The sequence below is a fragment of the Cupriavidus sp. GW823-FHT06D04 genome, from assembly GCF_058795055.1.
In genome coordinates this window covers 385,742-410,939 of sequence record NZ_JBXAHL010000001.1, presented here as the reverse complement: position 1 = coordinate 410,939, position 25,198 = coordinate 385,742, and the positions used below count along the sequence as shown (strand labels likewise).

19 protein-coding genes and 1 pseudogene are annotated in these 25,198 nt (G+C 66.8%); 14 read left to right on the top strand and 6 right to left on the bottom strand.

Going from position 1 to position 25,198, the window contains the following annotated elements:
• Nucleotides 1–11 precede the first annotated feature (11 nt).
• The 3 genes from AC1Q7H_RS01930 to AC1Q7H_RS01920 all read right to left on the bottom strand — a co-directional run bounded on the left by AC1Q7H_RS01930 (nucleotide 12) and on the right by AC1Q7H_RS01920 (nucleotide 6,682).
• Nucleotides 12–3,338 carry an acetyl-CoA carboxylase family protein gene (locus AC1Q7H_RS01930; RefSeq protein WP_492380913.1) on the bottom strand — a complete coding sequence of 1,109 codons (3,327 nt, stop codon included), beginning with the start codon at nucleotides 3,336–3,338 and terminating at the stop codon, nucleotides 12–14.
• 354 nt (nucleotides 3,339–3,692) lie between these two features.
• On the bottom strand, nucleotides 3,693–5,753 hold the full coding sequence (metG, locus tag AC1Q7H_RS01925) for a methionine--tRNA ligase (RefSeq protein WP_492380912.1): 2,061 nt from the start codon (nucleotides 5,751–5,753) through the stop codon (nucleotides 3,693–3,695).
• Between the two features lie 290 nt (nucleotides 5,754–6,043).
• A complete protein-coding gene (locus AC1Q7H_RS01920) occupies nucleotides 6,044–6,682 on the bottom strand; it encodes a YiaD family glycine zipper/OmpA-like lipoprotein (protein ID WP_211980172.1) in 639 nt (212 codons plus the stop codon).
• A gap of 338 nt (nucleotides 6,683–7,020) precedes the next feature.
• On the opposite strand from AC1Q7H_RS01920, the gene apbC reads away from it, so the two are divergent.
• The 14 genes from apbC to AC1Q7H_RS01850 all read left to right on the top strand — a co-directional run bounded on the left by apbC (nucleotide 7,021) and on the right by AC1Q7H_RS01850 (nucleotide 22,347).
• Nucleotides 7,021–8,109: an iron-sulfur cluster carrier protein ApbC gene (gene apbC, locus AC1Q7H_RS01915; RefSeq protein WP_013952601.1), complete on the top strand. Its 1,089-nt coding sequence runs from the start codon at nucleotides 7,021–7,023 to the stop codon at nucleotides 8,107–8,109.
• A gap of 27 nt (nucleotides 8,110–8,136) precedes the next feature.
• Complete coding sequence (locus tag AC1Q7H_RS01910) at nucleotides 8,137–8,670, top strand: DUF3305 domain-containing protein (protein ID WP_035816578.1); 534 nt, start codon at nucleotides 8,137–8,139, stop codon at nucleotides 8,668–8,670.
• 27 nt (nucleotides 8,671–8,697) lie between these two features.
• Nucleotides 8,698–9,291, top strand: coding sequence for a DUF3306 domain-containing protein (locus AC1Q7H_RS01905; RefSeq protein ID WP_492380911.1), 594 nt, complete (start codon nucleotides 8,698–8,700; stop codon nucleotides 9,289–9,291).
• Between the two features lie 101 nt (nucleotides 9,292–9,392).
• A complete protein-coding gene (locus AC1Q7H_RS01900) occupies nucleotides 9,393–11,558 on the top strand; it encodes a 4Fe-4S binding protein (RefSeq protein ID WP_492380910.1) in 2,166 nt (721 codons plus the stop codon).
• A gap of 34 nt (nucleotides 11,559–11,592) precedes the next feature.
• Entirely contained in the window at nucleotides 11,593–12,225 is a 633-nt protein-coding gene (locus AC1Q7H_RS01895) for a TorD/DmsD family molecular chaperone (RefSeq protein WP_492380909.1), read from the top strand.
• Nucleotides 12,226–12,424: 199 nt separating this feature from the next.
• Nucleotides 12,425–12,640 carry a hypothetical protein gene (locus tag AC1Q7H_RS01890; RefSeq protein ID WP_013957773.1) on the top strand — a complete coding sequence of 72 codons (216 nt, stop codon included), beginning with the start codon at nucleotides 12,425–12,427 and terminating at the stop codon, nucleotides 12,638–12,640.
• Between the two features lie 71 nt (nucleotides 12,641–12,711).
• Complete coding sequence (locus tag AC1Q7H_RS01885) at nucleotides 12,712–15,744, top strand: molybdopterin-dependent oxidoreductase (protein ID WP_492380908.1); 3,033 nt, start codon at nucleotides 12,712–12,714, stop codon at nucleotides 15,742–15,744.
• Between the two features lie 15 nt (nucleotides 15,745–15,759).
• Entirely contained in the window at nucleotides 15,760–16,437 is a 678-nt protein-coding gene (gene fdh3B / locus AC1Q7H_RS01880) for a formate dehydrogenase FDH3 subunit beta (RefSeq protein WP_211980168.1), read from the top strand.
• Nucleotides 16,434–16,670 carry a hypothetical protein gene (locus tag AC1Q7H_RS01875; protein WP_013957770.1) on the top strand — a complete coding sequence of 79 codons (237 nt, stop codon included), beginning with the start codon at nucleotides 16,434–16,436 and terminating at the stop codon, nucleotides 16,668–16,670. The genes fdh3B and AC1Q7H_RS01875 overlap by 4 nt, the downstream gene beginning before the upstream one ends.
• Before the next feature lie 64 nt (nucleotides 16,671–16,734).
• Complete coding sequence (locus AC1Q7H_RS01870) at nucleotides 16,735–17,943, top strand: formate dehydrogenase subunit gamma (RefSeq protein ID WP_211980167.1); 1,209 nt, start codon at nucleotides 16,735–16,737, stop codon at nucleotides 17,941–17,943.
• 33 nt (nucleotides 17,944–17,976) lie between these two features.
• On the top strand, nucleotides 17,977–18,366 hold the full coding sequence (locus AC1Q7H_RS01865; protein WP_211980166.1) for a hypothetical protein: 390 nt from the start codon (nucleotides 17,977–17,979) through the stop codon (nucleotides 18,364–18,366).
• 63 nt (nucleotides 18,367–18,429) lie between these two features.
• Nucleotides 18,430–19,260, top strand: a complete 831-nt coding sequence (locus AC1Q7H_RS01860; protein ID WP_013957767.1) for a formate dehydrogenase accessory sulfurtransferase FdhD — start codon at nucleotides 18,430–18,432, stop codon at nucleotides 19,258–19,260.
• 97 nt (nucleotides 19,261–19,357) lie between these two features.
• Nucleotides 19,358–19,924: a dCTP deaminase gene (gene dcd / locus AC1Q7H_RS01855; RefSeq protein WP_010813843.1), complete on the top strand. Its 567-nt coding sequence runs from the start codon at nucleotides 19,358–19,360 to the stop codon at nucleotides 19,922–19,924.
• Between the two features lie 149 nt (nucleotides 19,925–20,073).
• On the top strand, nucleotides 20,074–22,347 hold the full coding sequence (locus AC1Q7H_RS01850; RefSeq protein ID WP_492380907.1) for an Orn/Lys/Arg family decarboxylase: 2,274 nt from the start codon (nucleotides 20,074–20,076) through the stop codon (nucleotides 22,345–22,347).
• 64 nt (nucleotides 22,348–22,411) lie between these two features.
• On the opposite strand, the pseudogene AC1Q7H_RS01845 reads toward AC1Q7H_RS01850, so the two are convergent.
• The 3 genes and pseudogenes from AC1Q7H_RS01845 to AC1Q7H_RS01835 all read right to left on the bottom strand — a co-directional run.
• Nucleotides 22,412–22,612: pseudogene (locus AC1Q7H_RS01845) on the bottom strand (PIN domain-containing protein); the annotation flags it as partial.
• Nucleotides 22,613–22,826: 214 nt separating this feature from the next.
• Complete coding sequence (locus AC1Q7H_RS01840; protein ID WP_211980163.1) at nucleotides 22,827–24,560, bottom strand: TRAP transporter large permease; 1,734 nt, start codon at nucleotides 24,558–24,560, stop codon at nucleotides 22,827–22,829.
• Nucleotides 24,557–25,099 carry a TRAP transporter small permease subunit gene (locus AC1Q7H_RS01835; RefSeq protein ID WP_013957763.1) on the bottom strand — a complete coding sequence of 181 codons (543 nt, stop codon included), beginning with the start codon at nucleotides 25,097–25,099 and terminating at the stop codon, nucleotides 24,557–24,559. The genes AC1Q7H_RS01840 and AC1Q7H_RS01835 overlap by 4 nt, the downstream gene beginning before the upstream one ends.
• Between the last annotated feature and the right edge of the window lie 99 nt (nucleotides 25,100–25,198).

Here is a 25,198-nt window from a genome sequence, read left to right as displayed (position 1 = left end):
TGCCGCCGTGCCTACCAGGCGTCGACGAAGGTGCGTACCGGACGATGGGGATTGGCGGCGCCGGCCTCGAGCCCGCTGACCACCCACTGGCGGGTGGCGGCGGGGTCGATCACGGCGTCGAGTTCCAGTGCCGCCGCGGCGTTGATGGCATGGCCGCGCTCGTACATCTGCGCCACCAGCTGCTGGTACAGCGCATCGCGCTGCGGACCGGCCGGCAGCGCTTCCAGCTCCTTGCGGAAACCCAGCCGCACCGCGCCCTCGAGGCCCATGCCGCCGAATTCGCCGGTCGGCCACGAGACCGTGAAGGTCGGCGCGCGGAAGCCGCCCGCGGCCATCGCCATTGCGCCCAGGCCGTAGCCCTTGCGAAGCACTACCGCCAGGAACGGCACGCGCAGCTTGGCGCCGGCGACGAACATGCGCGACACATGGCGCACCTGGGCGCGGGCCTCGACCTCCGGGCCCACCATGAAGCCCGGGGTGTCGATCAGCGACACGATCGGCAGCCCGTGCGCATTGCACACCTGCATGAAGCGGGCGGCCTTGTCGGCGGCATCGGCATCGATGGCGCCGCCGAGGTGGCGCGGGTTGTTGGCGAGAATGCCCACGGACCGGCCTTCGATGCGCGCCAGTGCGGTGTGGATGCCGGTGCCAAAACCTGCGCGCAGTTCCAGCACGCTGCCCGCGTCGGCCAGGCCGGCGATGGCGGCGCGCGTGTCGTAGACGCGCAGGCGGTTCTCTGGCACCACCTGGCGCAGCGCCAGCGCGTCAGGCGCCTGCCAGTCGTCGACGCGGCCCTGGAACATCGACAGGTAATGCCTGGCCGCGGCCACGGCGTCGGCCTCATCGTCGACCAGCAGGTCAACCACGCCGTTGTGGTACTGCACCGTGGCCGGGCCGATATCCTCGGGGCGGAACACGCCCAGGCCGCCGCCTTCGATCATGGCGGGGCCGGCCATGCCGATATTGGCGTTGCGCGTGGCGATGATCAGGTCGCAACAGCCCAGCAGCGCGGCATTGCCGGCAAAGCAGCGCCCGGAGGCGATGCCCACCACCGGCACTTCGCCGCTCAACTCGGCGAAGGCGGCGAACGACGGCTGGTACAGGCCGGCCACGGTGGGGAAGTCGATGTCGCCCGGGCGGCCGCCGCCGCCTTCGGCAAAGATCACCGTCGGCAGCCGGTTCCGCAGGGCCACCTCCAGGATGCGGTCGGTCTTGATATGGTTGCGCTTGCCTTGGGTGCCGGCCAGCACTGTGGCGTCGTAGGCCAGCACCGCGCAGCGCGCGCACTCCGGTGCGAACAGGCTGCCGTTGACGGCGCCGGTGCCGGTGATCAGGCCGTCGGCAGGGGTGTTGGCGATCAGGTCGGCCTCGCTGCGCCGGCTGGCCTGTGCCGCCAGCGCCAGGCCGCCGTATTCGCGGAAGCTGCCGGCATCACACAGGTCGTCGACGTTCTCGCGCGCGGTGCGCTGGCCGCGCGCATGGCGGCGTGCCACCGCCTCGGGGCGGGCCGCGTCGTACAGGAAGGCATGGCGGTCGAGCACGCGCTGCAGGTCGGCGCGGATCGCCGCCGGGTCGGCGTGCTCGGCTTCGCCATCGGCATGGGCGCCGGCGTCGGCCGGCTCCAGCACCAGCATGACCTGGCCCTCGGCCACCTGCTCACCTGAGGCGGTGCGCAGGTCGATCACGCGGCCCGCGTGCTCGGCCACGATGGCATGTTCCATCTTCATCGCATCGAGCACGGCCACGGTCTGGCCGGCCTTGACCAGGTCGTTCTCGCGCGCCAGTTCGATCACGCGTCCGTTCATTGGCGCGCGCACCGCGCACAGGCCCTCGCCCAGTTGCTCCTCGAAGCTTGCCGTGCTGGAAGGTGCCGCCACCTTGGGGGCGCTGCCTCCTGCCAGGGCCTGTCGCGCCGCGTCTTGCGCAGCAATCTGCGCGGCGCGTTCCAGCAGGGCGGGCAGCGCGGCTTCCATATAGCGCGTATGCACGTGCTGGCTGGCAAAGTCCTCGCGCTCGGCCAGCGCCCGCAGCAGGTTGAGGTTGGTGGCGATGCCGCCGATATTGAATTCCCCCAGCGCGCGCTGCAGGCGCCGCACTGCGTCAGCGAAGTTGTCGCTGGCTGAGGTGACGATCAGCTTGGCCAGCAGCGTGTCGTAGTGCGCGGACGGTGCATAGCCGGTATAGCCGTGGGTGTCCACGCGCACGTCCGGACCGGTGGGCGGATCGAAACGCTCCAGCCGCCCCTGTGCCGGCCGTGCCAGCCCTTGCGCGTCGGTGGCCTCGGCATTCACACGCACCTGGATGGCATAGCCGCGCACGCGCGGCGGGTGTTGCGGGTCCAGCCCCAGCTCTGCCAGGCGCCGGCCTTCGGCCAGCCCCAGCTGCACGGCCACCAAGTCCACGCCGGTGACCTGCTCGGTGACGGTGTGCTCGACCTGCAGGCGCGGATTGGCTTCGATAAAGACAAAGGGCAAGGCCGCGCCATCGCGGCGCGCGCCGTCCTCGGGCTCTTCGACCAGGAATTCAAACGTGCCCAGGCTGTGGTAGCGCGCTTCGCGCGCGAGCGTGCAGGCGGCATCGACAATGCGCTGGCGCAGCGCCGGATCGAGCGCCGGGCTGGGCGCGATCTCGACCACTTTCTGGAAACGGCGTTGCAGCGTGCAGTCACGCTCGCCCAGTGCGATCACGTGGTGGCCGTCGCCGGCGATCTGCACTTCGATATGGCGCGCGCGGGCCACCAGCCGCTCGGCGTAGATGGCATCGATGCCGAAGGCCGAGCGCGCTTCGGAGCGGCAGCGCGCATAGGCTTCGGGCAGGGCGTCGCGCTCGCGCACCACGCGCATGCCGCGCCCGCCGCCGCCGCCCACCGCCTTGAGCACCACGCCGGCGCCGTCCTGCTCGTCGAAGAAGGCGGTCACTGCATCGAGCGTGGCGCCGCCCGCAGTGGCGGGCATCACCGGTATGCCGCAGCGTGCGGCCAGCGCCAGCGCGCGGCCCTTGTCGCCGAACAGGGCCAGCTGCTCGGGCTCGGGGCCGACAAAGACGATCTGCGCGGCTGCGCAAGCGCTAGCAAAGTCCGCGCGCTCGCTGAGAAAGCCATAGCCAGGGTGGATGGCGTCGCAGCCGGTGGCGCGCGCTGCGGCGATGATGGCGGGAATGTCGAGATAGGCGGCGGCCCCCTGGCCCTGCAGCGCGACAGCTTCGTCGGCCAGCAGGCGGTGCCGGCTGGCATCGTCGTCGGTGGCATAGACGGCCACGGTGGCGATGCCAAGGTCTCGTGCGGCGCGCTGCACGCGCAACGCGATCTCGCCACGATTGGCGATCAGGAGCTTCTTCACAAATGTCCCCTTCCATGCGAAGCGGCATCGCGCAAGCAGCGTTGCGTGGCTGGCTTCTGTTTTTTGGTTTGTGATTCTGCGAGGTGGAATCTACGCGGCTCGTCCAGGGGTCACAAGCGCGATGCGCCGGAACCATGTATGACATGCCGCGCGTGCATAGCGCGCGAGCGAGGGGGAGGGGAAGTGCTGCCCGTTCTGTTCTGCATTGCAGAATCTCGGGCGCTGTGGCGGGTTGATCCAAAGGCCTGGCTGGCCTTGGGTCGCTACCGATGGGACGCGCGGAACACGGTGTTGCCGCGGATTTGCCGCCCTCTCCCGCGAGCGGGAGAGGGGAACGGCGATGCGTGCTCTGCTTCAGCCGATGCGCATGCCCGGCACCGCGCCCTCGTGCGGTTCCAGGATATACAGGCCCGGCGCGGCCTTCTCATCCGCGGCCGATGCCGCCAGCACCATGCCTTCGGACACGCCGAACTTCATCTTACGCGGGGCCAGGTTGGCCACCACCACGGTCAGCTTGCCGACCAGCTGCTCCGGCGTGTAGGCCGACTGGATGCCGGAGAACACGTTGCGGGTGCGGCCTTCGCCCAGGTCCAGCGTCAGCTGCAGCAGCTTGTTCGAACCTTCCACCTTCTGGCATTCGACAATCTTGGCGACGCGCAGGTCCACCTTGGCGAAGTCGTCGATGGTGATGGTGTCGGCGATCGGCTCGATTGCCGCGCCTGCGGCGGCCGGCGCCGCGGTTGTCTGCAGCGATTCGCGGTTGGCAGCCAGCAGCGCATCGACCTGCTTGGCATCGACGCGCGTCATCAGGTGCTGGTAGGCCTGCACCGGGCTGGCAGCCGACAGCTGCTTGTCGATGGCACGCCAGTCCAGCGGCTCGACGTTCAGGAAGCGTTCCACGCCGGCAGCCACGTTCGGCACCACCGGCTTCAGGTACACCGTCAGCAGGCGGAAGGCTTCCAGCGAGACCGAGCACGCCGCATGCAGCGCCGCGCGCTTGTTTTCGTCCTTGGCCAGTTCCCACGGCTTCTCGGTGTCGACGAAGGCGTTGACCGTGTCGGTCAGCTCCATCACCAGGCGCAACGCCTTGCTGTACTCGCGGGCTTCATAGAGGTGGGCGACCTGCGGGGCGGCCTGGCGCAGCTGCTCGAGCAGCGGGTGGGCCAGCGCGGCTTCATCGACTTTGCCTTCGAAGCGCTTGACCAGGAAGCCCGCGGCGCGACTGGCGATATTGACGTACTTGCCGATCAGGTCGCTGTTCACGCGCGCAATGAAGTCATCGAGGTTCAGGTCGAGGTCTTCCATGCTCGCGTTGAGCTTGGCGGCGAAGTAGTAGCGCAGCCATTCCGGGTTCATGCCGGTGTCGACATAGCTCTGCGCGGTGATGAAGGTGCCGCGCGACTTGCTCATCTTGGCGCCGTCCACGGTCAGGAAGCCGTGGGCAAACACATTGGTCGGGGTGCGGTAGCCCGAGAAGCGCAGCATCGCCGGCCAGAACAGCGTGTGGAAGTACAGGATGTCCTTGCCGATGAAGTGGTACTGCTCGGCGGTGGAATGCGGGCCGACCCAGGCGTCGAAGTCGATGCCTTGCTTCGCGGCCAGGTTCTGGAAGCTGGCGTAGTAGCCAATCGGGGCGTCCAGCCACACGTAGAAGTACTTGCCGGGCGCGCCGGGGATCTCGAAGCCGAAGTAGGGCGCATCGCGCGAGATGTCCCAGTCGGACAGGGTCGAGGCCTCGCCTTCGGCGCCCAGCCATTCCTGCATCTTGTTGGCGGCTTCGGGCTGGGCCAGGTCGGCCACCCATTCGCGCAGGAAGGTCTCGCAGCGCGGATCGGACAGCTTGAAGAAGTAATGGGCCGACGACTTGCGCACCGGCGTGGCGCCGGACACCACCGAATACGGGTTCTTCAGGTCGGTCGGCACGTAGGTGGTGCCGCAGACCTCGCAGGAGTCGCCGTACTGGTCCTTGGCGCCGCACTTCGGGCACTCGCCCTTGATGAAGCGGTCCGGCAGGAACATGTTCTTGACCGGGTCGAAGAACTGCTCGACCTCGCGCTCGGCGATCAGGTCCTCGGCCTTCAGGGCCAGGTAGATCTTCTCGCACAGTTCGCGGTTTTCTTCCGCGTCGGTGCTGTAGTAGTTGTCAAACGACACCAGGAAGCTGTCGAAGTCGCGCTTGTGCTCGGTCCAGACGCGGTCGATCAGTGCCTTGGGTGTGATGCCTTCCTTCTCGGCGCGCAGCATGACCGGCGTGCCGTGGGTGTCGTCGGCGCCGACGTAGTAGACCTCGTTGCCCATCATGCGCTGGAAACGCACCCAGATATCGGTCTGGATGTATTCCACCAGGTGGCCGATATGGATCTGGCCGTTGGCATAAGGCAGGGCGGATGTGACGAGGATGCGACGTGCGGTCATAAACAGGAGCCGGTCAGGAGCGGGGAAATATCAGGGGGACGGCGCCAGCCAGGAGGGAAGGGCGCGTGCCGGGAAGGGGCTATTTTAGCAACTGGCCAGCGCCTGCGCGCCGGTTCCGCATGGCGGAATGGCGAAACCCACGGATCCCTTCGGCCAAAAAAAAAGCGCCGGTCAGAGCCGGCGCAGCTTTCCACAACGGAAAAGGAGGAGAAATCAGGTACCGCCCGGGAGGTCAGCCACCCATCGCGAGCCAGCAACGGTGGCAAGCGGCACCTGTTTCTATGACTAGGTCATCCTTGAATTGGTTTCAAAAAAATTTCGACGCGGCGATTTTGTGCCCGTCCGGCCTCACTGCCGTTGTCCGCAACCGGCTGGGATTGCCCGCGCCCTTCGGCGGTCAGGCGATTGCGTGCGACGCCGCGATCACCCAGGTAACCGGCCACGCTCTGGGCGCGGCGCTGCGACAGCTGCATGTTGTAGTTGGGGTTGCCGGTGCTGTCGGTATGGCCCACCACGTTGGCGCTCACGTCCTGGTGCTGGCCCAGGGTCTGCGCGACCTGGTCGAGCACCGAGCGGAACGACGGCTTGATCGTGGCGCTGTCGGTATCGAAAGTCACCTGGCTGGGGATGTTGACCTTCAGCGTGCCATCCGGCTGCTCGGTGATCTGGGTGCCCGTGCCCGCGGTGTCCTTGCTCAGCTTGCCGCGGATGGCGTTCCAGTTGTAGCCGGTTGCGCCGCCGATGGCACCGCCCACCGCCGCGCCCACCAGCGTGCCGGTGGTATTGCCGCCGATCAGGTTGCCAAGCCCGGCGCCGACCGCGGCGCCCACGCCGGTGCCGACTGCCGTATGGGTCTGCTGTTCAGTGGCGCAACCAGCGGCCAGCAGCGTGGCAGCGGCGAGCGAGACGGTAACGAGCTTGATCTTCATGCTTTCTCCTTCTGATGTTCCCGTAAATGTTCTTGGTACCGCATCGCGATGGTAACGCCAAGGCTAGCGGCAGGTAACCTTTTGTACGCGTCGGGCCCGGCCGGTCCTGGCACCGGCTGCGGTGCCGACGTACCGGACCGTCCAACCGCACTACAATATGGATATGGCGGCGCGCGCACAAGTGCAAGCTTGTGAGATTTGTAAATGTCTGTAATCCCACACCCCATGCAGGGTATTGCGCGTGGATTTCCGGCCTTCATGGCCGGTGCTGCATACTTTGATACATTAGGCGCAGGCCACCATGCGCCAGTCCCCCAATCATCGAAGCGGAGTATGTCTTGAGCGTCAGCACTGAGCAGGTCACCGAAGCCCTGCGCACCGTCATCGACCCCAATACGGGCAAGGACCTGGTGTCCACCCGATCGGCCAGGAATATCCGTGTCGACGGCGGCGATGTCTCGCTGGAAGTCGAACTCGGCTACCCCGCGAAGAGCCAGTTTGATCCGATCCGCAAGCTGGTGGTTGCTGCAGTGCGGCAAGTGCCGGGCGTGAGCAATGTCAGCGTGGCCGTCACCATGAAGATCGTCGCGCACGCGGTGCAGCGCGGGGTCAAGCTGCTGCCGGGCGTGAAGAATGTGATCGCGGTGGCGTCGGGCAAGGGCGGTGTGGGCAAGTCCACCACGGCCGTGAACCTGGCGCTGGCGCTGGCGGCAGAAGGCGCGCGCGTCGGCATGCTCGACGCAGACATCTACGGCCCGAGCCTGCCGATGATGCTGGGCATCGACGGCCGCCCGGAATCCGCCGACGGCCAGACCATGGAGCCGCTGGAAGGCCACGGCCTGCAGGCCAACTCGATCGGCTTCCTGATCGAGCAGGACAACCCCATGGTATGGCGCGGCCCGATGGTGACCTCGGCGCTGGAGCAGTTGCTGCGCCAGACCAACTGGCACGACCTGGACTACCTGATCGTCGACATGCCGCCGGGCACCGGCGACGTCCAGCTGACGCTGTCGCAGAAGGTGCCGGTCACCGGCGCGGTGATCGTCACCACGCCGCAGGACATCGCGCTGCTGGACGCCAAGAAGGGCCTGAAGATGTTCGAGAAGGTGGGCATTCCCATCCTGGGCATCGTCGAGAACATGGCGGTCTACTGCTGCCCGAACTGCGGCCACGTCGAGCATATCTTCGGACACGGCGGCGGCGAGAAGATGTGCGCCGACTACGGCGTGGACCTGCTCGGCAGCCTGCCGCTGAACCTGCAGATCCGCGAGCAGGCCGACTCCGGCCGTCCGACCGTGGTGGCCGAGCCCGACAGCCCGGTGGCCGAGATGTACCGCGCCATCGCGCGCAAGGTGGCGATTAAGGTCGCCGACAAGGCGCGCGACATGACCAGCAAGTTCCCGAGTATCGTGGTGCAAAACACCTGAGGGCGCGGCGCGCCGCGCGCAGCAACTATGGACAGCCAGCCTACCCCAGACCTGCCGGCACCCGGAGCCCGCCCCGCCGTCACCATGGCGGTGGTGATGCGCAAGGTCGCGCTGGCCAACCGCTGGCAGCCGTGGAAGTGGGAGCTGGACGCGGTGCTGCCGGATCTTGGCGAGTTCGGCACGCACCCCGTGTGCCTGGAGCATGACGCCCACGGCGCGCACTGGCTGTACCCGGGCTTTGAGGTGACGCTGTTCCGCGACCAGGGCGAAGGCTATTACCTGAACCTGACCTCGACCACGCCGTGCTGGTTCGTGCTGTGGCGCATGCCGGAGGATGACGGCGATGGCGAAGAAGCCCATCCGGTGCCGATGACCGTGACGCTGTCGTACAACGAGGCCGGCCGCTGGCTCGATGCCGGCGAGACCGTCGAGAACGTGCCGCTGGCGCCCGAGCAGCGCGAGTGGCTGCAGGCCTATGTCGACGAGCACTACCGGCCCGAGCCCAAGCAGCGGCGCCGGCCCGAATCCTTCAAGGCGCCGGAAGACCGCGCCCGCTACTGATCCTGACGACCTGAGCTTGCCCTGCCGATGAGCGATTCGTCCTTCCTGTCGCGCTGGTCGCGCCGCAAGGCCGCGGTGCGGGAGGGCATGCCCGTGCCGGCCGAACCGGCACCGCCGGCAGTTGTTGGCGACGCCGTCCCCGTGGCCACCGGAGCCGCGCCCGAAGGTCCGCAGGTACCGGCCCCGACGCTGGAGGACGTGGCGGCGCTGCGCCCCGGCGACGAGATCGCCCGGTTCGTGGCCCGCGGCGTGGATGAATCGGTCAAGCGCGCGGCGCTGAAGACACTGTTCGCCGATCCGCACTTCAATGTGATGGACGGGCTCGACATCTATATCGACGACTACAGCAAGCCCGACCCGATCCCGCCGGAGATCCTGCGCCAGCTGCGCCAGGCCGAGACGCTGGGCCTGTTCGAGCCGACCGACGAGGAACGCGCGGCGGCACAGGCCGCGGCCGCTGCTGCGGGGCCTGTGGATGTACCGCCGGCGACGCCCGCCGAGTTCGCCGAACCCGGCGAGAGCGCCGACACTACGGACATACCCGCACCAGTCGAAACGCCGCAGCAAACGGTAAGTCAAAGCGCAGAACAGGGCCCGCAAGACCCGCATAAATGCGCGTAGCCCCGCAGGTGCAGCGCAGCCTACAATAGGCATCCCCACAATCCGCCGGCCCGCAGACCCCTCGCGAAGAAGGACGTCCGGACCGGTCAGCCGCATTCGCCATGCCGACGCTGATCTGCAACTGCAACGACACCATGCCGCTTGACGGGGCGGCATTGTCCGAAGCAACCAAGGACGCCAACCAGGGCCCCTTGAAGGTCCATCACCTGCTGTGCCGGCGCGAGATCGGCGACTTCACCGCCGCGCTCGACGGCACCGACGACGTCATCGTCGCCTGCACGCAGGAACGCCAGCTATTTACTGAAGTTGCAGCGCAAGCCGCGCAGGGCAGCGATGGCCGCCCGGTGGTGACCGCGCCGGTGCGCTTCGTCAATATCCGCGAGACCGGCGGCTGGTCACAGGGCGCCCGGCGCGACCCGAAGACCGCCAATGCCAAGATCGCCGCGCTGCTGGCCGTGGCAGCGCTGCCGGAGCCCGACCCGGTGCCGGTGGTGGATTACCGTTCCGACGGCGCGGTGCTGGTGCTGGGCCCGGCCCAGCGGGCGCTGCCGTGGGCTGAGCGGCTGGCCGCGATGCAGTTGGAGGTCACGGTGCTGCTGACCGGCAGCGACAGGCGTGAAGGCGCCGCGGCGCAGCCGGCGGCGCGCGCTTATCCGGTCCACAGCGGCCGGCTGGCCTCGCTGACGGGCTGGCTCGGCGCATTCGAGGCCAGCTGGGAGACTGGCGCAGGCCGCAGCAACCCGATCGACCTGGACCTGTGCACCCGCTGCAACGCCTGCATCGACGCCTGTCCCGAAGACGCGATCGACTTCAGCTACCAGATCGACCTGTCGCGCTGCCGCTCGCACCGTGCTTGCGTGCGCGCCTGCGGCGCCGCCGCGGCGATCGACTTCGACCGCCCGCAGGGCACTGTGCAGGGGCGCTTCGACCTGGTCTTCGACCTGTGCGACACGCCCGCCTTCACCATGCACCAGCCGCCGCAGGGCTACCTGCACGCCGGCGCCGATGCCTCGCACCAGCAGGCCCAGGCGCTGATGCTGGCGGGGCTGGTGGGCGAGTTCGAGAAGCCGAAATTCTTCCGCTACAAGGAAAACCTGTGCGCGCATGGCCGCAACCAGACCACCGGCTGCACCGCCTGCATCGACATCTGCTCGACCGAGGCCATCGGCTCGCGCTGGCATGACGGCAAGGGACGCATCGAGGTCACGCCCAACCTGTGCATGGGCTGCGGTGCCTGCACTACCGTGTGCCCGAGCGGGGCCATCAGCTATGGCTACCCGGGGCCGGAGGTGACGGGCGCGCGCCTGAGGACGCTGCTGTCAGCGTACCGCCAGGCCGGCGCGCGCGATCCGGTGGTGCTGCTGCACGGCGAGGAATATGGCACGCCCGCGCTGCTGGCACTGGGCCGTTCCGCTCGTGGCGGCAAGGCCAAGGGCGTGCCCGCCAATGTGATGCCGTTGTCGCTGTTCCACCCGGCCTCGGCGGGGCTGGAGCTATGGCTCGCCGCGCTGTGCTGGGGCGCCAGCCGCGTAGCGGTGCTGCTGACCGGCGACGAGGCACCGCAGTACCGCACCGCGCTGCTGGAGCAGATCGCGGTCGGGCGCGCCATGCTGGCGGGCCTGGGTTATGACGGCGAGGTGCTGTCGCTGGTCGAGGCCGCCGATACCCTGGCGCTGGATGCCGGCCTGGCGGCGCTGCGCCCTGGCCGCAACGCATTGCCGCCGGCGCCGTTCGGCCCCGTCGCGGCCAAGCGCGAGATGCTGGACTTTGTGCTGGACCACCTAGCGCGGCACGCGCCAGTGTCCGCGCAAAGCGTGCCGCTGCCGGCCGGCGCGCCGATCGGCGCGATCGCGGTGGATACGGGCAAGTGCACCATGTGCATGGCCTGCGTCGGCGCGTGCCCGTCGCAGGCGCTGCGCGACAACCCCGAGCGCCCGGTGCTCAGCTTTATCGAGCGCAACTGCGTGCAGTGCGGGCTGTGCGAGAAGACTTGCCCGGAAGACGCCATCAGCCTGGTGCCGCGCCTGCTGGCCGGCGACGCGGCGCGCCGCCCGGTGACCCTCAACGAGACCCAGCCGTTCCATTGCGTCCGCTGCGCCAAGCCGTTCGGCACGGCGCAGATGGTGGAGTCGATGCTGGTGCGCCTGGCCGGCCATCCGGCCTTTGCTGGCGCCGCGGCCGAGCGCCTGAAGATGTGCCCTGACTGCCGCGTCATCGACATGATAGAGCGCGACACGGGAACCGCCACCGGCGCCACGCTGCGCTGACGGCGGCCGGCCACCCAGGACAAATCATCACGATATGACAGATTTCCAGCCGATCCAGCTCACCGCCACGCCGCCGGCCGACGATGCCGAGGACACCGCCCGCGCCGACCTCTATGGCCTGCTCGCCACGCTGTTCTACCACGCGCCCGATGCCGCGCTGCTGCACCACATCGCCGCCAACCGCGCCGTGGGCGAGGACGCGAACACCGTGCTGGGCAAGGCATGGAACGCGTTGTGCGATGCAGCATCTGAGACCACCGCGGCCGAGGCCGAGGAGGAGTACCGGCAGCTGTTCGTGGGCGTGGGCCGCCAGGATGTATTCCTGTACGGCTCCTTCTACATGACCGGCTTCCTGAACGAGCGCCCGCTGGTGGCGCTGCGCGAAGACCTGGCCCGCTACGGCCTGGAGCGCCATGAAGATGTCAGCGAGACCGAGGACCATATCGCCACGCTGTGCGAGGTGATGCGCTTCCTGGTGGCGGGCGACGACCTGTCGGTGTCCAACCTGGGCGAGCAGCAGCGTTTCTATGCGCAGCACCTGCAGCCCTGGGTGGAGCGATTGTGCGATGCAGTGACGACGCACCCGCAGGCGCGTTTCTATCGCGGCGTGGCCGGCTTGCTGGGCGCGTTTACCGGCGTGGAGGCTGTGGCGCTCGAGATGCATTGAGCGGGCGGCATTGAATATCGGCGCGCTTCGAGGCTTCTTTAGCGCCGCGGGCCCAAGGCAGCCGCTTACTCGAAAATGGGTTGGAAAGTAAGGAAAAACCCGTGCATATCATGGTCTTTCCTGCTAGTTGATTCTAGAATATGCATAAGAACGCATAACGGCTAAAACCATCGGGCTTGGACAGCCGAGGAGCCCCCACATGACAGAGAAGCAAACCAGGGTCGCGCGCCGCACGTTTCTCGCGGGCGCTGGAGTTGTGGCTGCCGCTACGGGTGCGGCAGCGCTGACCGCGCGCGGTCCGGCCATGCCGGGCCAGGCCGCAGCTCTGCCGGAACCCACCGATCCTCCGTCGGACAGCAAGGGTTACCGGGTCTCTGACCACATCCGCAAGTACTACCGGACCACGCTGGTGTAACTGCCAGGGCGGTGTGGTCTGCCGCGCCGCCTGCAACCGGACGCGACCAGCGTCCGCATCTGAGGTGAGACATGATCTTGACCCGCAAACGCGCGGCGCAGGGCGCATCCGCCCGCCTCGCTGACGGCCTGGCCAACCGGCCTGAACCTGCCGGCGCAGCCTCCGGCCGACTCTCGCAGCGGCTCGCGGCCAGCCTGGCCGGCGCGATGCCGACCATGGACCGCCGCAGCTTCCTCAAGCGCTCTGGCATCGGCGTCGGTGCCGGGCTGGCGGCTTCGCAGCTGACGCTGATCCGCAAGGCGGACGCCGCCGACGACAAGAAGGCGGCAGCCGACGGCAAGACCGGCATCGTGGTCAGGCGCACCGTGTGCGGCCACTGCTCGGTCGGCTGCGCGGTCGACGCGGTGGTGCAGAACGGCGTGTGGATCCGCCAGGAGCCGGTGTTCGATTCGCCCATCAACCTGGGCGCGCACTGCGCCAAGGGCGCGGCGCTGCGTGAGCACGGCCACGGCGAATACCGCCTCAAGTACCCGATGAAGCTGGTCAACGGCAAGTACCAGCGCATCAGCTGGGACCAGGCGCTGGATGAGATCACCGCCAAGATGAAGGAGATCCGCCAGCAGACCGGCCCGGACTCGATGTTCTTCGTCGGTTCGTCCAAGCACAGCAATGAGCAGTCCTATCTGCTGCGCAAGTGGGTGTCGTTCTTCGGCACCAACAACACCGACCACCAGGCGCGTATCTGCCACTCCACCACTGTGGCGGGCGTGGCGAATACCTGGGGCTACGGGGCGATGACCAACTCGTACAACGATATGCAGAACGCGAAGGCAGCGCTGTATATCGGCTCCAACGCGGCCGAGGCGCACCCGGTGTCGATGCTGCACCTGCTGCACGCCAAGGAGAACGGCTGCAAGGTGATCGTGGTCGACCCGCGCTACACGCGCACCGCGGCCAAGGCCCAGCACTATGTGCGGATCCGCTCGGGCACCGATATCGCGTTCCTGTTCGGCGTGCTGTACCACATCTTCCAGAACGGCTGGGAAGACCAGAAGTACCTGCATGACCGGGTCTATGGCATGGACAAGGTCAAGGAAGAGGTGCTGGCTAAGTGGACCCCCGACAAGGTCGAGGAAGTCTGCGGCGTGCCCGAGGCGCAGGTGAAGATGGTCGCCGAGATCATGGCCAAGAACCGCCCCAGCACGCTGGTGTGGTGCATGGGCCAGACCCAGCACACCATTGGCAACGCGATCGTGCGCGCCTCGTGCATCGTGCAGCTGGCGCTGGGCAATATCGGCGTGTCGGGCGGCGGCGCCAACATCTTCCGCGGCCATGACAACGTGCAGGGTGCCACCGACGTGGGCCCCAACCCGGACTCGCTGCCGGGCTACTACGGCCTGGCCACCGGCGCTTGGAAGCACTACGCCGCGGTGTGGGGCGTGGACTACGAATGGATCAAGAAGCAGTTTGCCTCGCAGGCGATGATGGAGAAGTCCGGCACCACGGTGTCGCGCTGGATCGATATCGTCACCGAGAAGAACGAGCTGATCGACCAGGACAACAACGTGCGCGGCGTGTTCTTCTGGGGCCATGCCCCGAACTCGCAGACGCGTGGCCTGGAGATGAAGAAGGCGCTGGACAAGCTCGACCTGCTGGTGGTGGTCGACCCCTATCCGTCGGCGACCGCGGCCATGGCCAACATGCCGCCGGCCGAGGGCGACAAGGTCAACCCGAACCGCGCGGTGTACCTGCTGCCGGCCTGCACGCAGTTCGAGACCTCGGGCACGTGCACGGCGTCGAACCGCTCGCTGCAATGGCGCGAAAAGGTCATCGAGCCGCTGTTCGAGTCGATGCCCGACCATACGCTGATGCAGGCGTTTGCCGATCGGCTCGGCTTCGGCAAGGAACTGTCGAAGAACATGAAGCTGATCGAGGTCAAGCGCGCCGGCCGCGCCTGGATGGAGCCTGAGCCGGAATCGATCCTGCGCGAGATCAACGCCAGCAACTGGACCATCGGCTACACCGGCCAGTCGCCGGAGCGGTTGAAGTCGCATATGCGCAATATGCAGATGTTCGACGTCAAGACGCTGCGCTGCAAGGCGGGCAAGGACCCGGTGACCGGCTACGACCTGACCGGCGACTTCTTCGGCCTGCCGTGGCCGTGCTACGGCACGCCGGAACTGAAGCACCCGGGCTCGCCCAACCTGTACGACACGAGCAAGCACGTGATGGACGGCGGCGGTAACTTCCGCGCCAACTTCGGCGTGGAGCGCGATGGCGTCAATCTGCTGGCCGAGGACGGCTCTTGCTCGCTGGGCGCGGAGATCACCACCGGCTATCCGGAGTTCGATCATGTGCTGCTGAAGAAGCTGGGCTGGTGGGACGACCTGACCGATGCCGAGAAGGCCAAGGCCGAAGGCAAGAACTGGAAGACCGACCTGTCGGGCGGCATCCAGCGCGTGGTGCTGAAGAACCATGGCTGCCATCCGTTTGGCAACGCCAAGGCGCGCGCGGTGGTATGGAACTTCCCTGACGCGATCCCGCAGCATCGCGAGCCGCTGTACTCCACGCGCCCCGACATGGTTGCCAAGTACCCGACCCACGACGACAAGATGGCGTTCTGGCGGCTGCCGACGCTGTACAAGTCGGTGCAGCAGCGCAATATCGAGAACAAGGTCTATGAGAAGTTCCCGATCATCTTGACCTCCGGGCGGCTGGTCGAGTACGAGGGCGGCGGCGAGGAAACCCGCTCCAACCCGTGGCTGGCCGAACTGCAGCAGGAGAACTTCGTCGAGATCAACCCGCGCGCGGCGTCCGACCGCGGCATCCGCAACGGTGACTTCTGCTGGGTGAAGACACCCACCGGGGCCCGCATCAAGGTGCGCGCGCTGGTGACCGAGCGGGTAGGGCCCGATACCGCGTTTATCCCGTTCCATTTCTCGGGCTGGTGGGAGGGCAAGGACCTGAAGGACTACTACCCGGAGGGCGCGATGCCGGTGGTGCGGGGCGAGGCGGTCAACACGGCCACCACCTACGGCTATGACGCGGTCACGATGATGCAGGAAACCAAGACCACCGTTTGCCAGATCGAGCGGTTTGCATAAGGGCAGAGGGACACCATGGCACGCATGAAATTTATCTGTGACGCCGAGCGCTGCATCGAGTGCAACAGCTGCGTCACTGCCTGCAAGAATGAGCACGAGGTGCCCTGGGGCGTGAACCGGCGCCGCGTGGTCACCGTCAACGACGGCATGGTCGGCGCCGAGAAATCGATCTCGGTGGCCTGCATGCACTGTTCGGACGCGCCCTGCATGGCGGTCTGCCCGGTCGACTGCTTCTACCGCACCGAGGACGGCGTGGTGCTGCACGACAAGGACGTCTGCATCGGCTGCGGCTACTGTTCCTACGCCTGCCCGTTCGGCGCGCCGCAGTTCCCGTCGACCGGCACCTTCGGCGTTCGCGGCAAGATGGACAAGTGCACCTTCTGCGCGGGCGGCCCGGAAAAGAACGGCTCGGAAGCCGAGTTCGAGAAGTACGGCCGCAACCGCCTGGCCGAAGGCAAGCTGCCGCTGTGCGCCGAGATGTGCTCGACCAAGGCGCTGCTGGGTGGCGACGGCGATGTGATCGCCGACATCCTGCGCAACCGCGTGATCAAGCGCGGCACTGGCGGCGACGTGTTCGGCTGGGGTACCGCCTACGGCACCGCCAAGGGCGGCGCGGCCCAGCCGGCCCAACCGGCACAGCCGGCGCCCGCTGCACCGGCCGCACCCGCGGCCTCGGGAGGGCAAGCGTCATGAACCGCGTCCGCGTTATTGCATTGCTGTCGCTGTGCGGCGTGCTGCTGGCGGCGTGCGGTGAGAAGCCGCAGACCATCGGTCCGTCGCACCGCAAGGCTGACGCCCAGGCCTACCAGGGCGCCCCGGACGATCCGTTCGTGGCCAAGGGCTGGACGCAGGGCGACAAGACCAGCTGGGGCAACCAGATTCGCCAGCGCAACCAGTTGCAGAACGAGTACAACCGCACGCAATGAAGGCGCTGCAGTTGGGCCGCCCCGGCAGCCGGGCGCTGGTCCTCGACGATCCGAAGGAGCGCACATGACGCCGTTGCAGAATGCATGCCGCTTAGGCTGGCGGCGCTGGCTCAGCGCCGGCGCCCTGGCACTGGCGGCCATTGCCGGGACCGCCGCCGCACAGGCGCCGGCCTCGGCACCGCCGGCACCGGCCGCCGCACAGGCCAGCGCCGACACCAACAACCCCGCCACGCACCCGGTCCAGCCGCTGGCCGGCATCGCGTCGGAAAACATCTTCAACGTGCCACGCCGCGACATCGCCGCCGAGGCGCAGTCGCAGAAGCGCCGCACCGACGAGCAGCCCGGCAACAATGCGCCGGTCTGGCGCGAGGTCAATTCCGACCAGCGCCACTACAGCAGCCTGCCCGACAAGGAAGCCGGCGTGCTGATCCAGCGCACCGGGCAGCAATGGCGCCTGTTCCGCAACGGCGTCATCACCGTCTGGGGCGGCTGGCTGCTGCTGGTGGTGCCGCTCGCCATCCTGGGTTTCTTCCTCTGGCGCGGCACCATCCCGCTGCGCACGCCGCGCACCGGCCGCATGATCGAGCGCTTCACGCCGCTTGAGCGCATCGTCCACTGGACCATGGCGATCTCATTCGTGGTGCTGGCGGTGTCGGGCATCGTGCTGCTGCTGGGCAAGCATTTTCTGCTGCCGCTGATGGGCCACATGCTGTTCGGCTGGCTGACTTACGTGCTGAAGAACCTGCACAACGTTATCGGCCCGATCTTTACGCTGTCGGTGATCGTGGGCTTCGTGGTGTTCGTGCGCGACAACCTGCCCAGCCGCGACGACGTGCACTGGGTGACCAGCCTTGGCGGCCTGGCATCCGGCAAGCATGTGCCGAGCGGGCGCTTCAATGCCGGCGAGAAGATGTGGTTCTGGATCGGCGTGTTCGTGTTCGGGCTGGTGCTGTCGGCCTCGGGCTGGGTGCTGGACATGATCGTGCCGGGCATGGACTACTACCGCGCGACCATGCAGATCGCCAACGTGATCCACGGGATCTCGGCCGTGCTGATGATCGCGATGGCGTGCGGCCATATCTACATGGGTACGGTCGGCATGGAAGGCGCCTACCGCGCCATGCGCGACGGCTGGGTGGACGAGGCCTGGGCCAAGGAGCACCACGAGCACTGGTACGACGACATCAAGTCGGGCAAGATCCCGGCCCAGCGTTCGGCCAGCCCGGAAGCCGCCGCGGGGCGCAACACCCGGCATACCCCGGGCGAAGCCTGAGGCCGGCGCCAACCAGACCATGCGGAACCCACCATGACGATGACACGCACCCTGACGCTGCTTGCCCTGTGTGCGGGCGCCACCTTTGCCACCGGCGCGCTGGCCAAGCTGCCGCCGCCGACCGAGGCCCAGCAGGCCAAGGCCGCCGAGACCAAGGCGCGCGCCGCCTGGGCCGACAAGGTCGCCGCCTACCAGTTGTGCCGCGCGCAGGACAAGACCGCGGCGCGTTACTTTGCCGAGCGCAAGACCCACGGCCAGGAAGCCCGCGCGCCGTCGCAGACCGCTGAATGTGCCGATCCGGGCCCGTTTGTGGCGCCGACCGCCGCTGCGCCTGCGCCCCCGGCACCAGCCGTGGCAAGCACCGCGGCCGAGGCCAAACCGGCCGCGGCCGGCGCGGTACAATCGCCTGCAAAGGCGCCGTAACCACAGCCCCACGCACGCCGTGCGCGGCGCGGGGCCCTCACCAGCAGTCCCGAGCCCCTCGTCATGACCCTGCGTCCCGAGCTTACCCAGGCAGCCGTTCCCCTGATCGAAGAGGTTGAAGTCGTCGACGAGCAGGGCCGCGTGCGCGCGGCCTACCTGCCGGGCGAGCGTCCGCTGACGGTCTACCTCGACAAGCGCGAGCTGGTCACGCTGATGACCCTGGGCGGCGCGCCCGAGCACCTAGTGCTGGGCTACCTGCGCAACCAGCGGCTGGTGGAATCGATCGAAGACATCGCCGCGGTGCAGGTCGACTGGGAAACCGAGTCGGCCGCCGTGACCACGCGCAACGGCGTGGACCGCATTGAGGAGCGCACCGCGCGCCGCGTGGTGACCACCGGCTGCGGACAAGGCACCGTGTTCGGCTCGCTGCTCGATGAAGTTGACAACATTCGCCTACCGGTTGGCGCCACGCTGGACCAGGACACCCTGTACGGCATTATCGACACCATCCGGCTGCAGCAGTCAGTCTACAAGCAGGCTGGCTCAGTGCACGGCTGCGCGCTGTTCCAGGGCACCGAGCTGCTGATGTTCATCGAGGACGTCGGCCGCCACAACGCCGTGGACGCCATCGCCGGACGCATGTGGCTGGAAGGCATGACGGGTAGCGACAAGATCTTCTACACTACCGGCCGCCTGACCTCCGAGATGGTGATCAAGGGCGCGCAGATGGGCATCCCGTTCCTGCTGTCGCGCTCGGGCGTGACGCAGATGGGCTACCAGATGGCCCGACGCGTCAACCTGACGCTGTTTGCGCGCTGCACCGGCAAGCACTTCCTGCTCTACACCGGGCGCGAGCGCTTCCACCACCGCCTGCCGGAAGACGCGGTGGCGTAAGCGGCACTTGGCTGCTTGCGTTTGCTTGCAGGGGCGGCCCCCGATTGGTTGTACAATGCGGCGCACTCCGAGCCAGTGTGTTTACCCTCCCAACCTTATGAGCATCAAATCCGACAAGTGGATCCGCCGCATGGCGGAGCAGCACGGCATGATCGAGCCGTTCGCGCCAGGCCAGGTCCGGGAGCAGGACGGGCGCAAGATCGTCTCGTACGGCACCTCGAGCTACGGCTACGACATCCGCTGCGCCGACGAATTCAAGATCTTCACCAATATCAACAGCACCATCGTCGATCCGAAGAATTTCGACGAGAAGTCGTTCGTGGATTTCAAGGGCGATGTCTGCATCATCCCGCCCAACTCGTTCGCGCTGGCGCGCACGATGGAGTACTTCCGGATCCCGCGCAGCGTGCTGACCATCTGCCTGGGCAAGAGCACCTATGCCCGCTGCGGCATCATCGTCAATGTGACGCCGTTCGAGCCCGAATGGGAAGGCTATGTGACGCTGGAGTTCTCCAACACCACGCCGCTGCCCGCCAAGATCTACGCCGGCGAGGGTTGCGCCCAGGTGCTGTTCTTCGAGAGCGACGAAGTCTGCGAGACCTCGTATCGCGACCGGGGCGGCAAGTACCAGGGTCAGCACGGTGTCACACTGCCGAAGACCTGAGCGCATTACAATGCCGGCGTCTGCCGGTGCGGCTGGCCCAGAGCGGCCGCCACAACTGACGTGAGAGCCACATGTCGCCGTCGCGGGGAACCTCCCGCCGGCCATGTGGCTCAAGTCCTTTATGTCCTGCTTTCCATCAAGGATGCCCGATGAAATTCCGTTTCCCCGTCATCATCATTGACGAAGACTTTCGCTCCGAGAACATCTCCGGCTCGGGCATCCGCGCGCTGGCCGAGGCGATCGAGAAAGAGGGCATGGAGGTCATGGGCCTGACCAGCTACGGCGACCTGACGTCGTTTGCCCAGCAGTCCAGCCGGGCATCGAGCTTTATCGTGTCGATCGACGACGACGAGTTCACGCGCGAAGGCGAGGACCAGCTCGAGGCCGCCGCGATCGAAAAGCTGCGCGCCTTCGTCGCCGAAGTGCGCCGCCGCAACTCGGACCTGCCGATCTTCCTGTACGGCGAGACCCGCACTTCGCGCCATATCCCCAACGATATCCTGCGCGAGCTGCATGGCTTCATCCACATGTTCGAGGACACGCCGGAATTCGTGGCACGCCACATCATCCGCGAAGCCAAGGTCTACCTCGACACGCTGGCGCCGCCGTTCTTCAAGGCGCTGATCGACTACGCGCAGGACAGCTCGTACTCGTGGCACTGCCCGGGGCACTCGGGCGGCGTGGCGTTCCTGAAGAGCCCGGTGGGCCAGGTGTTCCACCAGTTCTTCGGCGAGAACATGCTGCGCGCCGACGTCTGCAACGCGGTCGACGAGCTGGGCCAGCTGCTGGACCATACCGGCCCGGTGGCCGCGTCGGAGCGCAATGCCGCGCGCATCTTCAACTCCGACCACATGTACTTCGTCACCAACGGCACCTCCACCTCGAACAAGATGGTGTGGCATGCCAACGTGGCGCCGGGCGACATCGTGGTGGTGGACCGCAACTGCCACAAGTCGATCCTGCACGCGATCATGATGACGGGCGCGATCCCGGTCTTCCTGATGCCTACGCGCAACCACTACGGCATCATCGGCCCGATCCCGAAGAGCGAGTTCGACCCGGAAACGATCAGGAAGAAGATCGCCAACCACCCGTTCGCGAGCAAGGCCAAGAACCAGAAGCCGCGCATCCTGACTATCACGCAGGGTACGTACGATGGCGTGCTGTACAACGCCGAACAGATCAAGGAAATGCTGGCCGCCGAGATCGACACGCTTCACTTCGATGAAGCCTGGCTGCCGCACGCGGCCTTCCACGACTTCTATCGCAACATGCACGCGATCGGCAAGGACCGCCCGCGCAGCAAGGACGCGCTGGTGTTCGCCACGCAGTCCACGCACAAGCTGCTGGCCGGCCTGTCGCAGGCCTCGCAGATCCTGGTGCAGGATTCCGAGACGCGCAAGCTGGACCGCTACCGCTTCAACGAGGCGTACCTGATGCACACCTCGACCAGCCCGCAGTACTCGATCATCGCCTCGTGCGATGTGGCCGCGGCGATGATGGAAGCGCCGGGTGGCACCGCGCTGGTGGAAGAGAGCATCCAGGAGGCGATGGACTTCCGCCGCGCCATGCGCAAGGTCGAGGGCGATTATGACGACGGCAAGAACGGCGACTGGTGGTTCAAGGTGTGGGGCCCGGACGCGCTGATCGAAGACGGCATCGGCGACCGCGAAGAATGGATGCTCAAGGCCAACGAGCGCTGGCACGGCTTCGGCGACCTGGCCGACGGCTTCAACCTGCTCGACCCGATCAAGGCCACCATCATCACCCCGGGCCTGGACGTGGACGGCGAGTTCAGCGAACGCGGTATCCCGGCGGCCATCGTCACCAAGTACCTGGCCGAGCACGGCATCATCATCGAGAAGACCGGGCTGTACTCGTTCTTCATCATGTTCACCATCGGCATCACCAAGGGCCGCTGGAACTCGCTGGTGACCGAGCTGCAGCAGTTCAAGGACGACTACGACCAGAACCAGCCGCTGTGGCGTGTGCTGCCGGAATTCGTCGCCAAGCATCCGCAATATGAGCGCATGGGCCTGCGTGACCTGTGCGATGCGATCCACAGCGTGTACAAGGCCAATGACGTGGCCCGTGTGACGACGGAGATGTACCTGTCGGACATGGAGCCGGCGATGAAGCCGTCGGACGCCTGGGCCATGATGGCGCACCGCGAGATCGAGCGCGTGCCGGTCGACGACCTCGAAGGCCGCGTCACCGCCATCCTGCTGACGCCGTACCCGCCGGGCATTCCGCTGCTGATTCCGGGCGAGCGCTTTAACCGCACCATCGTGCAGTACCTGAAGTTCGCGCGCGAGTTCAACAAGCTGTTCCCGGGCTTCGAGACCGACATCCACGGCCTGGTCGAGGACGAAATCGACGGCAAGAAGGCGTACTTTGTCGACTGCGTGAAGCAGGACGGCTGAGCGCCAGTCCGCGTCCCGCTGATGAGATCAGGGCCCCGCTATGCGGGGCCCTTTCCTTTTCGCGCTAGGTGAACGGATTCAGCAGCATCGCGCCCGTGCAGCGGAGGTCTTCCACATTGCGCGTGACAATGGCCAGGTCGTGGATCAGCGCGGTGGCGGCAATGAACTTGTCCAGCGCATGCTCAGGCCGCGGCGCGCGCAGCTGGCCCCAGACCTGGGCGACGTCGGCATCGACCGGCAACACCTGCCGGCCAAAGTCACGTATCGATGGCAGGCGATGCATCGTTGCCGTGCCCGGTCGGTCGAAGGGTGTGGTGGTTTGTATGGCGGCTCTCCTGGGGGCGGTTCGCAGAACACAGGGCCAGTCTGGGCCACGCAAGCGCGCCGGTCGATGAGCCGATTCGCAATCGCACGCCGGCGCGGACCCGCGCCAATGAAAAGGCCCCGCATTGCTGCGGGGCCTTGGATCGACGATCCGATCAGTTCTTCTTTTCGAACTCGAACTGTGGTGCCGCGGGCTCAGGTGCCGGTGCCGCGCCTGGCAGTTCCAGCGAACCCGGCGGGGCGGCTGGTCCTGGCGCCGACGCCGGTTTCTCCGGCTCTCCGCCAAGCGGGATGCTGACCTCTGCCGCGTTGCTGTGCTTGAGCGATCCCTTGTCCAGCAGCCCCGTCACCATGCCTGGCCAGAACATCACCAGCAGCACCATCACCATCTGCAGCCCGACCCAGGGCAGAGCACCCCAGTAGATGTCGGAGCTTTTCACTTCCTTCGGGGCGATGCCGCGCAGGTAGAACAGCGCGAAGCCGAACGGCGGGTGCATGAACGAGGTCTGCATGTTCACGCACAGCATCACGCCGAACCACACCAGCGCCGCCGTCGCCGCGGCCTCCGGGTTGCCGCCCATGGAGTCGGCCACCACCGGCGCCAGCACCTTGACCGCCACCGGTGCCAGCATCGGTACCACGATGAAGGCGATTTCGAAGAAGTCCAGGAAGAAGGCCAGGAAGAAGATAAACAGGTTCACCACGATCAGGAAGCCGATCCAGCCGCCTGGCAGCGAGGTGAACAGATGCTCCACCCAGGCGCCGCCGTCCACGCCCTGGAACACCACCGAGAAGCAGGTGGAGCCGATCAGGATGAACACCACCATCGCGGTGATGCGCGCAGTGGACTGGTAGGCATCGACGATCAGCAGGCGCAGCTCGGTCATCTGGCCGGCACGCAGCAGCAGCCAGAGGATGACCAGGTACACCACCGCCAGCGGGATGCGGAACACGTGCGAGCCGAAGGCGAAGAAGCCCACCGCCGCGGCCACCAGCGTGGCGGCGATGCCGACGCGGTAGACTTGGCGGTCGATCCGGCTAAAGGCCTTGTCGCGGATCACGGCCAGCACCAGCGCACCGACCGCGCCCATGGCGCCGGATTCCGTCGGCGTGGCAATGCCCAGCATGATGGTGCCGAGCACCAGGAAGATCAGCACCGCGCAGGGGATGATGCCGCGCAGGCATTTGCGCCACAGCGCCCAGCCGCGCAGGGTGCGCGCTTCGGCGGGAACCGGCGGCAGCCAGTCGGGCTTGAAGCGCGCCAGGAAGAAGGTGTAGAGCGCAAACAGCGCGATCTGCACCACCGACGGGCCCCACGCGCCCAGGTACATGCTGCCCACGTCGGCGCTGCCCAGCGGGGTCTTGAGCTGGTCGGCCAGCACCACCAGCACCAGCGAGGGCGGCACCAGCTGCGTGATGGTGCCCGATGCGGCCAGCACGCCGGTGGCGTACTTCATGTTGTAGCGGTAGCGCATCATCACCGGCAGCGAGATCATCGCCATGGCGATCACCTGTGCCGCCACCGTGCCGGTGATCGCGCCCAGGATAAAGCCGACGATGATCACCGAATAGCCCAGGCCGCCGCGCACCGGGCCGAACAGCTGGCCCATGGAGTCCAGCATGTCCTCGGCCAGCCCGCACTTCTCCAGGATGGCGCCCATGAAGGTGAAGAACGGGATCGCCAGCAGCAGCTCGTTGGCCAGCACGCTGCCGAACACGCGGCTCGGCACGGCCTGCAGGAAGCTGATCGGGAAGTAACCCCATTCGATCGCCAGGAAGCCGAAGGCCAGGCCCACCGCCGACAGCGAGAACGCGACCGGGAAGCCGATCAGCATGAACAGCACCAGGCCGCCGAACATCATCGGCGGCATATATTCCAACGGAATCATTGAACCGGCCTCTCGTACTTGGATTCGATGCGCACCAGGCCCTTGAGGGCGGCGAAGCGCTTGATCAGTTCGGACACGCCCTGCAGCGTCAGCAGGGCAAAGCCGATGGGCACCACCAGCTTGATCGGGTAACGCGGCAGGCCGCCGGAATTGCCCGATTGCTCGAGGATGCGCCACGAGGGCAGGAACAACGAGTCCCACGACAGCCAGGTGAACAGCAGGCACGACGGCAGCAGGAACACGACGATGCCGAAGATGTCGATCCAGTGCTGCGCGCGTTCCGAGACGTTGCCGTAGATCAGGTCTACGCGCACGTGCTCATTGCGCTGGAAGGTGTAGGAGGCGCCGAACATCACGGCAATGGCAAACATGTACCACTGCAGTTCGAGTGGCCAGTTGTCGCTCAAGTTGAAGCCATAGCGCAGAAGGGCGTTGCCTGCGCTGATCAGGCACGACAGCAGGATCATGATGTTTGCAAGCCTGCCAGTGTGCTGATTCAACCTGTCGATCTGTCGTGACAGACCAAGCAAGTAATACATGGGTTGTCTCCCCGGTTTTTGCGGCGATTAGTTTATCTGTAACAAAATCTACAGGCGCTAGGGGCTACTACCTACGGGGGCGACGAGATTGCGCCAGAA

What these genes read in the sequence shown, in the direction of transcription:
- metG (WP_492380912.1), bottom strand. Translation starts at nt 5,753, where the DNA reads ATGACCGCACGTCGCATCCTCGTCACATCCGCCCTGCCTTATGCCAAC.
- AC1Q7H_RS01920 (WP_211980172.1), bottom strand. Translation starts at nt 6,682, where the DNA reads ATGAAGATCAAGCTCGTTACCGTCTCGCTCGCCGCTGCCACGCTGCTG.
- AC1Q7H_RS01910 (WP_035816578.1), top strand. Translation starts at nt 8,137, where the DNA reads ATGGACAGCCAGCCTACCCCAGACCTGCCGGCACCCGGAGCCCGCCCC.
- AC1Q7H_RS01905 (WP_492380911.1), top strand. Translation starts at nt 8,698, where the DNA reads ATGAGCGATTCGTCCTTCCTGTCGCGCTGGTCGCGCCGCAAGGCCGCG.
- AC1Q7H_RS01900 (WP_492380910.1), top strand. Translation starts at nt 9,393, where the DNA reads ATGCCGACGCTGATCTGCAACTGCAACGACACCATGCCGCTTGACGGG.
- AC1Q7H_RS01895 (WP_492380909.1), top strand. Translation starts at nt 11,593, where the DNA reads ATGACAGATTTCCAGCCGATCCAGCTCACCGCCACGCCGCCGGCCGAC.
- AC1Q7H_RS01890 (WP_013957773.1), top strand. Translation starts at nt 12,425, where the DNA reads ATGACAGAGAAGCAAACCAGGGTCGCGCGCCGCACGTTTCTCGCGGGC.
- AC1Q7H_RS01885 (WP_492380908.1), top strand. Translation starts at nt 12,712, where the DNA reads ATGATCTTGACCCGCAAACGCGCGGCGCAGGGCGCATCCGCCCGCCTC.
- fdh3B (WP_211980168.1), top strand. Translation starts at nt 15,760, where the DNA reads ATGGCACGCATGAAATTTATCTGTGACGCCGAGCGCTGCATCGAGTGC.
- AC1Q7H_RS01875 (WP_013957770.1), top strand. Translation starts at nt 16,434, where the DNA reads ATGAACCGCGTCCGCGTTATTGCATTGCTGTCGCTGTGCGGCGTGCTG.
- AC1Q7H_RS01870 (WP_211980167.1), top strand. Translation starts at nt 16,735, where the DNA reads ATGACGCCGTTGCAGAATGCATGCCGCTTAGGCTGGCGGCGCTGGCTC.
- AC1Q7H_RS01865 (WP_211980166.1), top strand. Translation starts at nt 17,977, where the DNA reads ATGACGATGACACGCACCCTGACGCTGCTTGCCCTGTGTGCGGGCGCC.
- AC1Q7H_RS01860 (WP_013957767.1), top strand. Translation starts at nt 18,430, where the DNA reads ATGACCCTGCGTCCCGAGCTTACCCAGGCAGCCGTTCCCCTGATCGAA.
- dcd (WP_010813843.1), top strand. Translation starts at nt 19,358, where the DNA reads ATGAGCATCAAATCCGACAAGTGGATCCGCCGCATGGCGGAGCAGCAC.
- AC1Q7H_RS01850 (WP_492380907.1), top strand. Translation starts at nt 20,074, where the DNA reads ATGAAATTCCGTTTCCCCGTCATCATCATTGACGAAGACTTTCGCTCC.
- AC1Q7H_RS01840 (WP_211980163.1), bottom strand. Translation starts at nt 24,560, where the DNA reads ATGATTCCGTTGGAATATATGCCGCCGATGATGTTCGGCGGCCTGGTG.
- AC1Q7H_RS01835 (WP_013957763.1), bottom strand. Translation starts at nt 25,099, where the DNA reads ATGTATTACTTGCTTGGTCTGTCACGACAGATCGACAGGTTGAATCAG.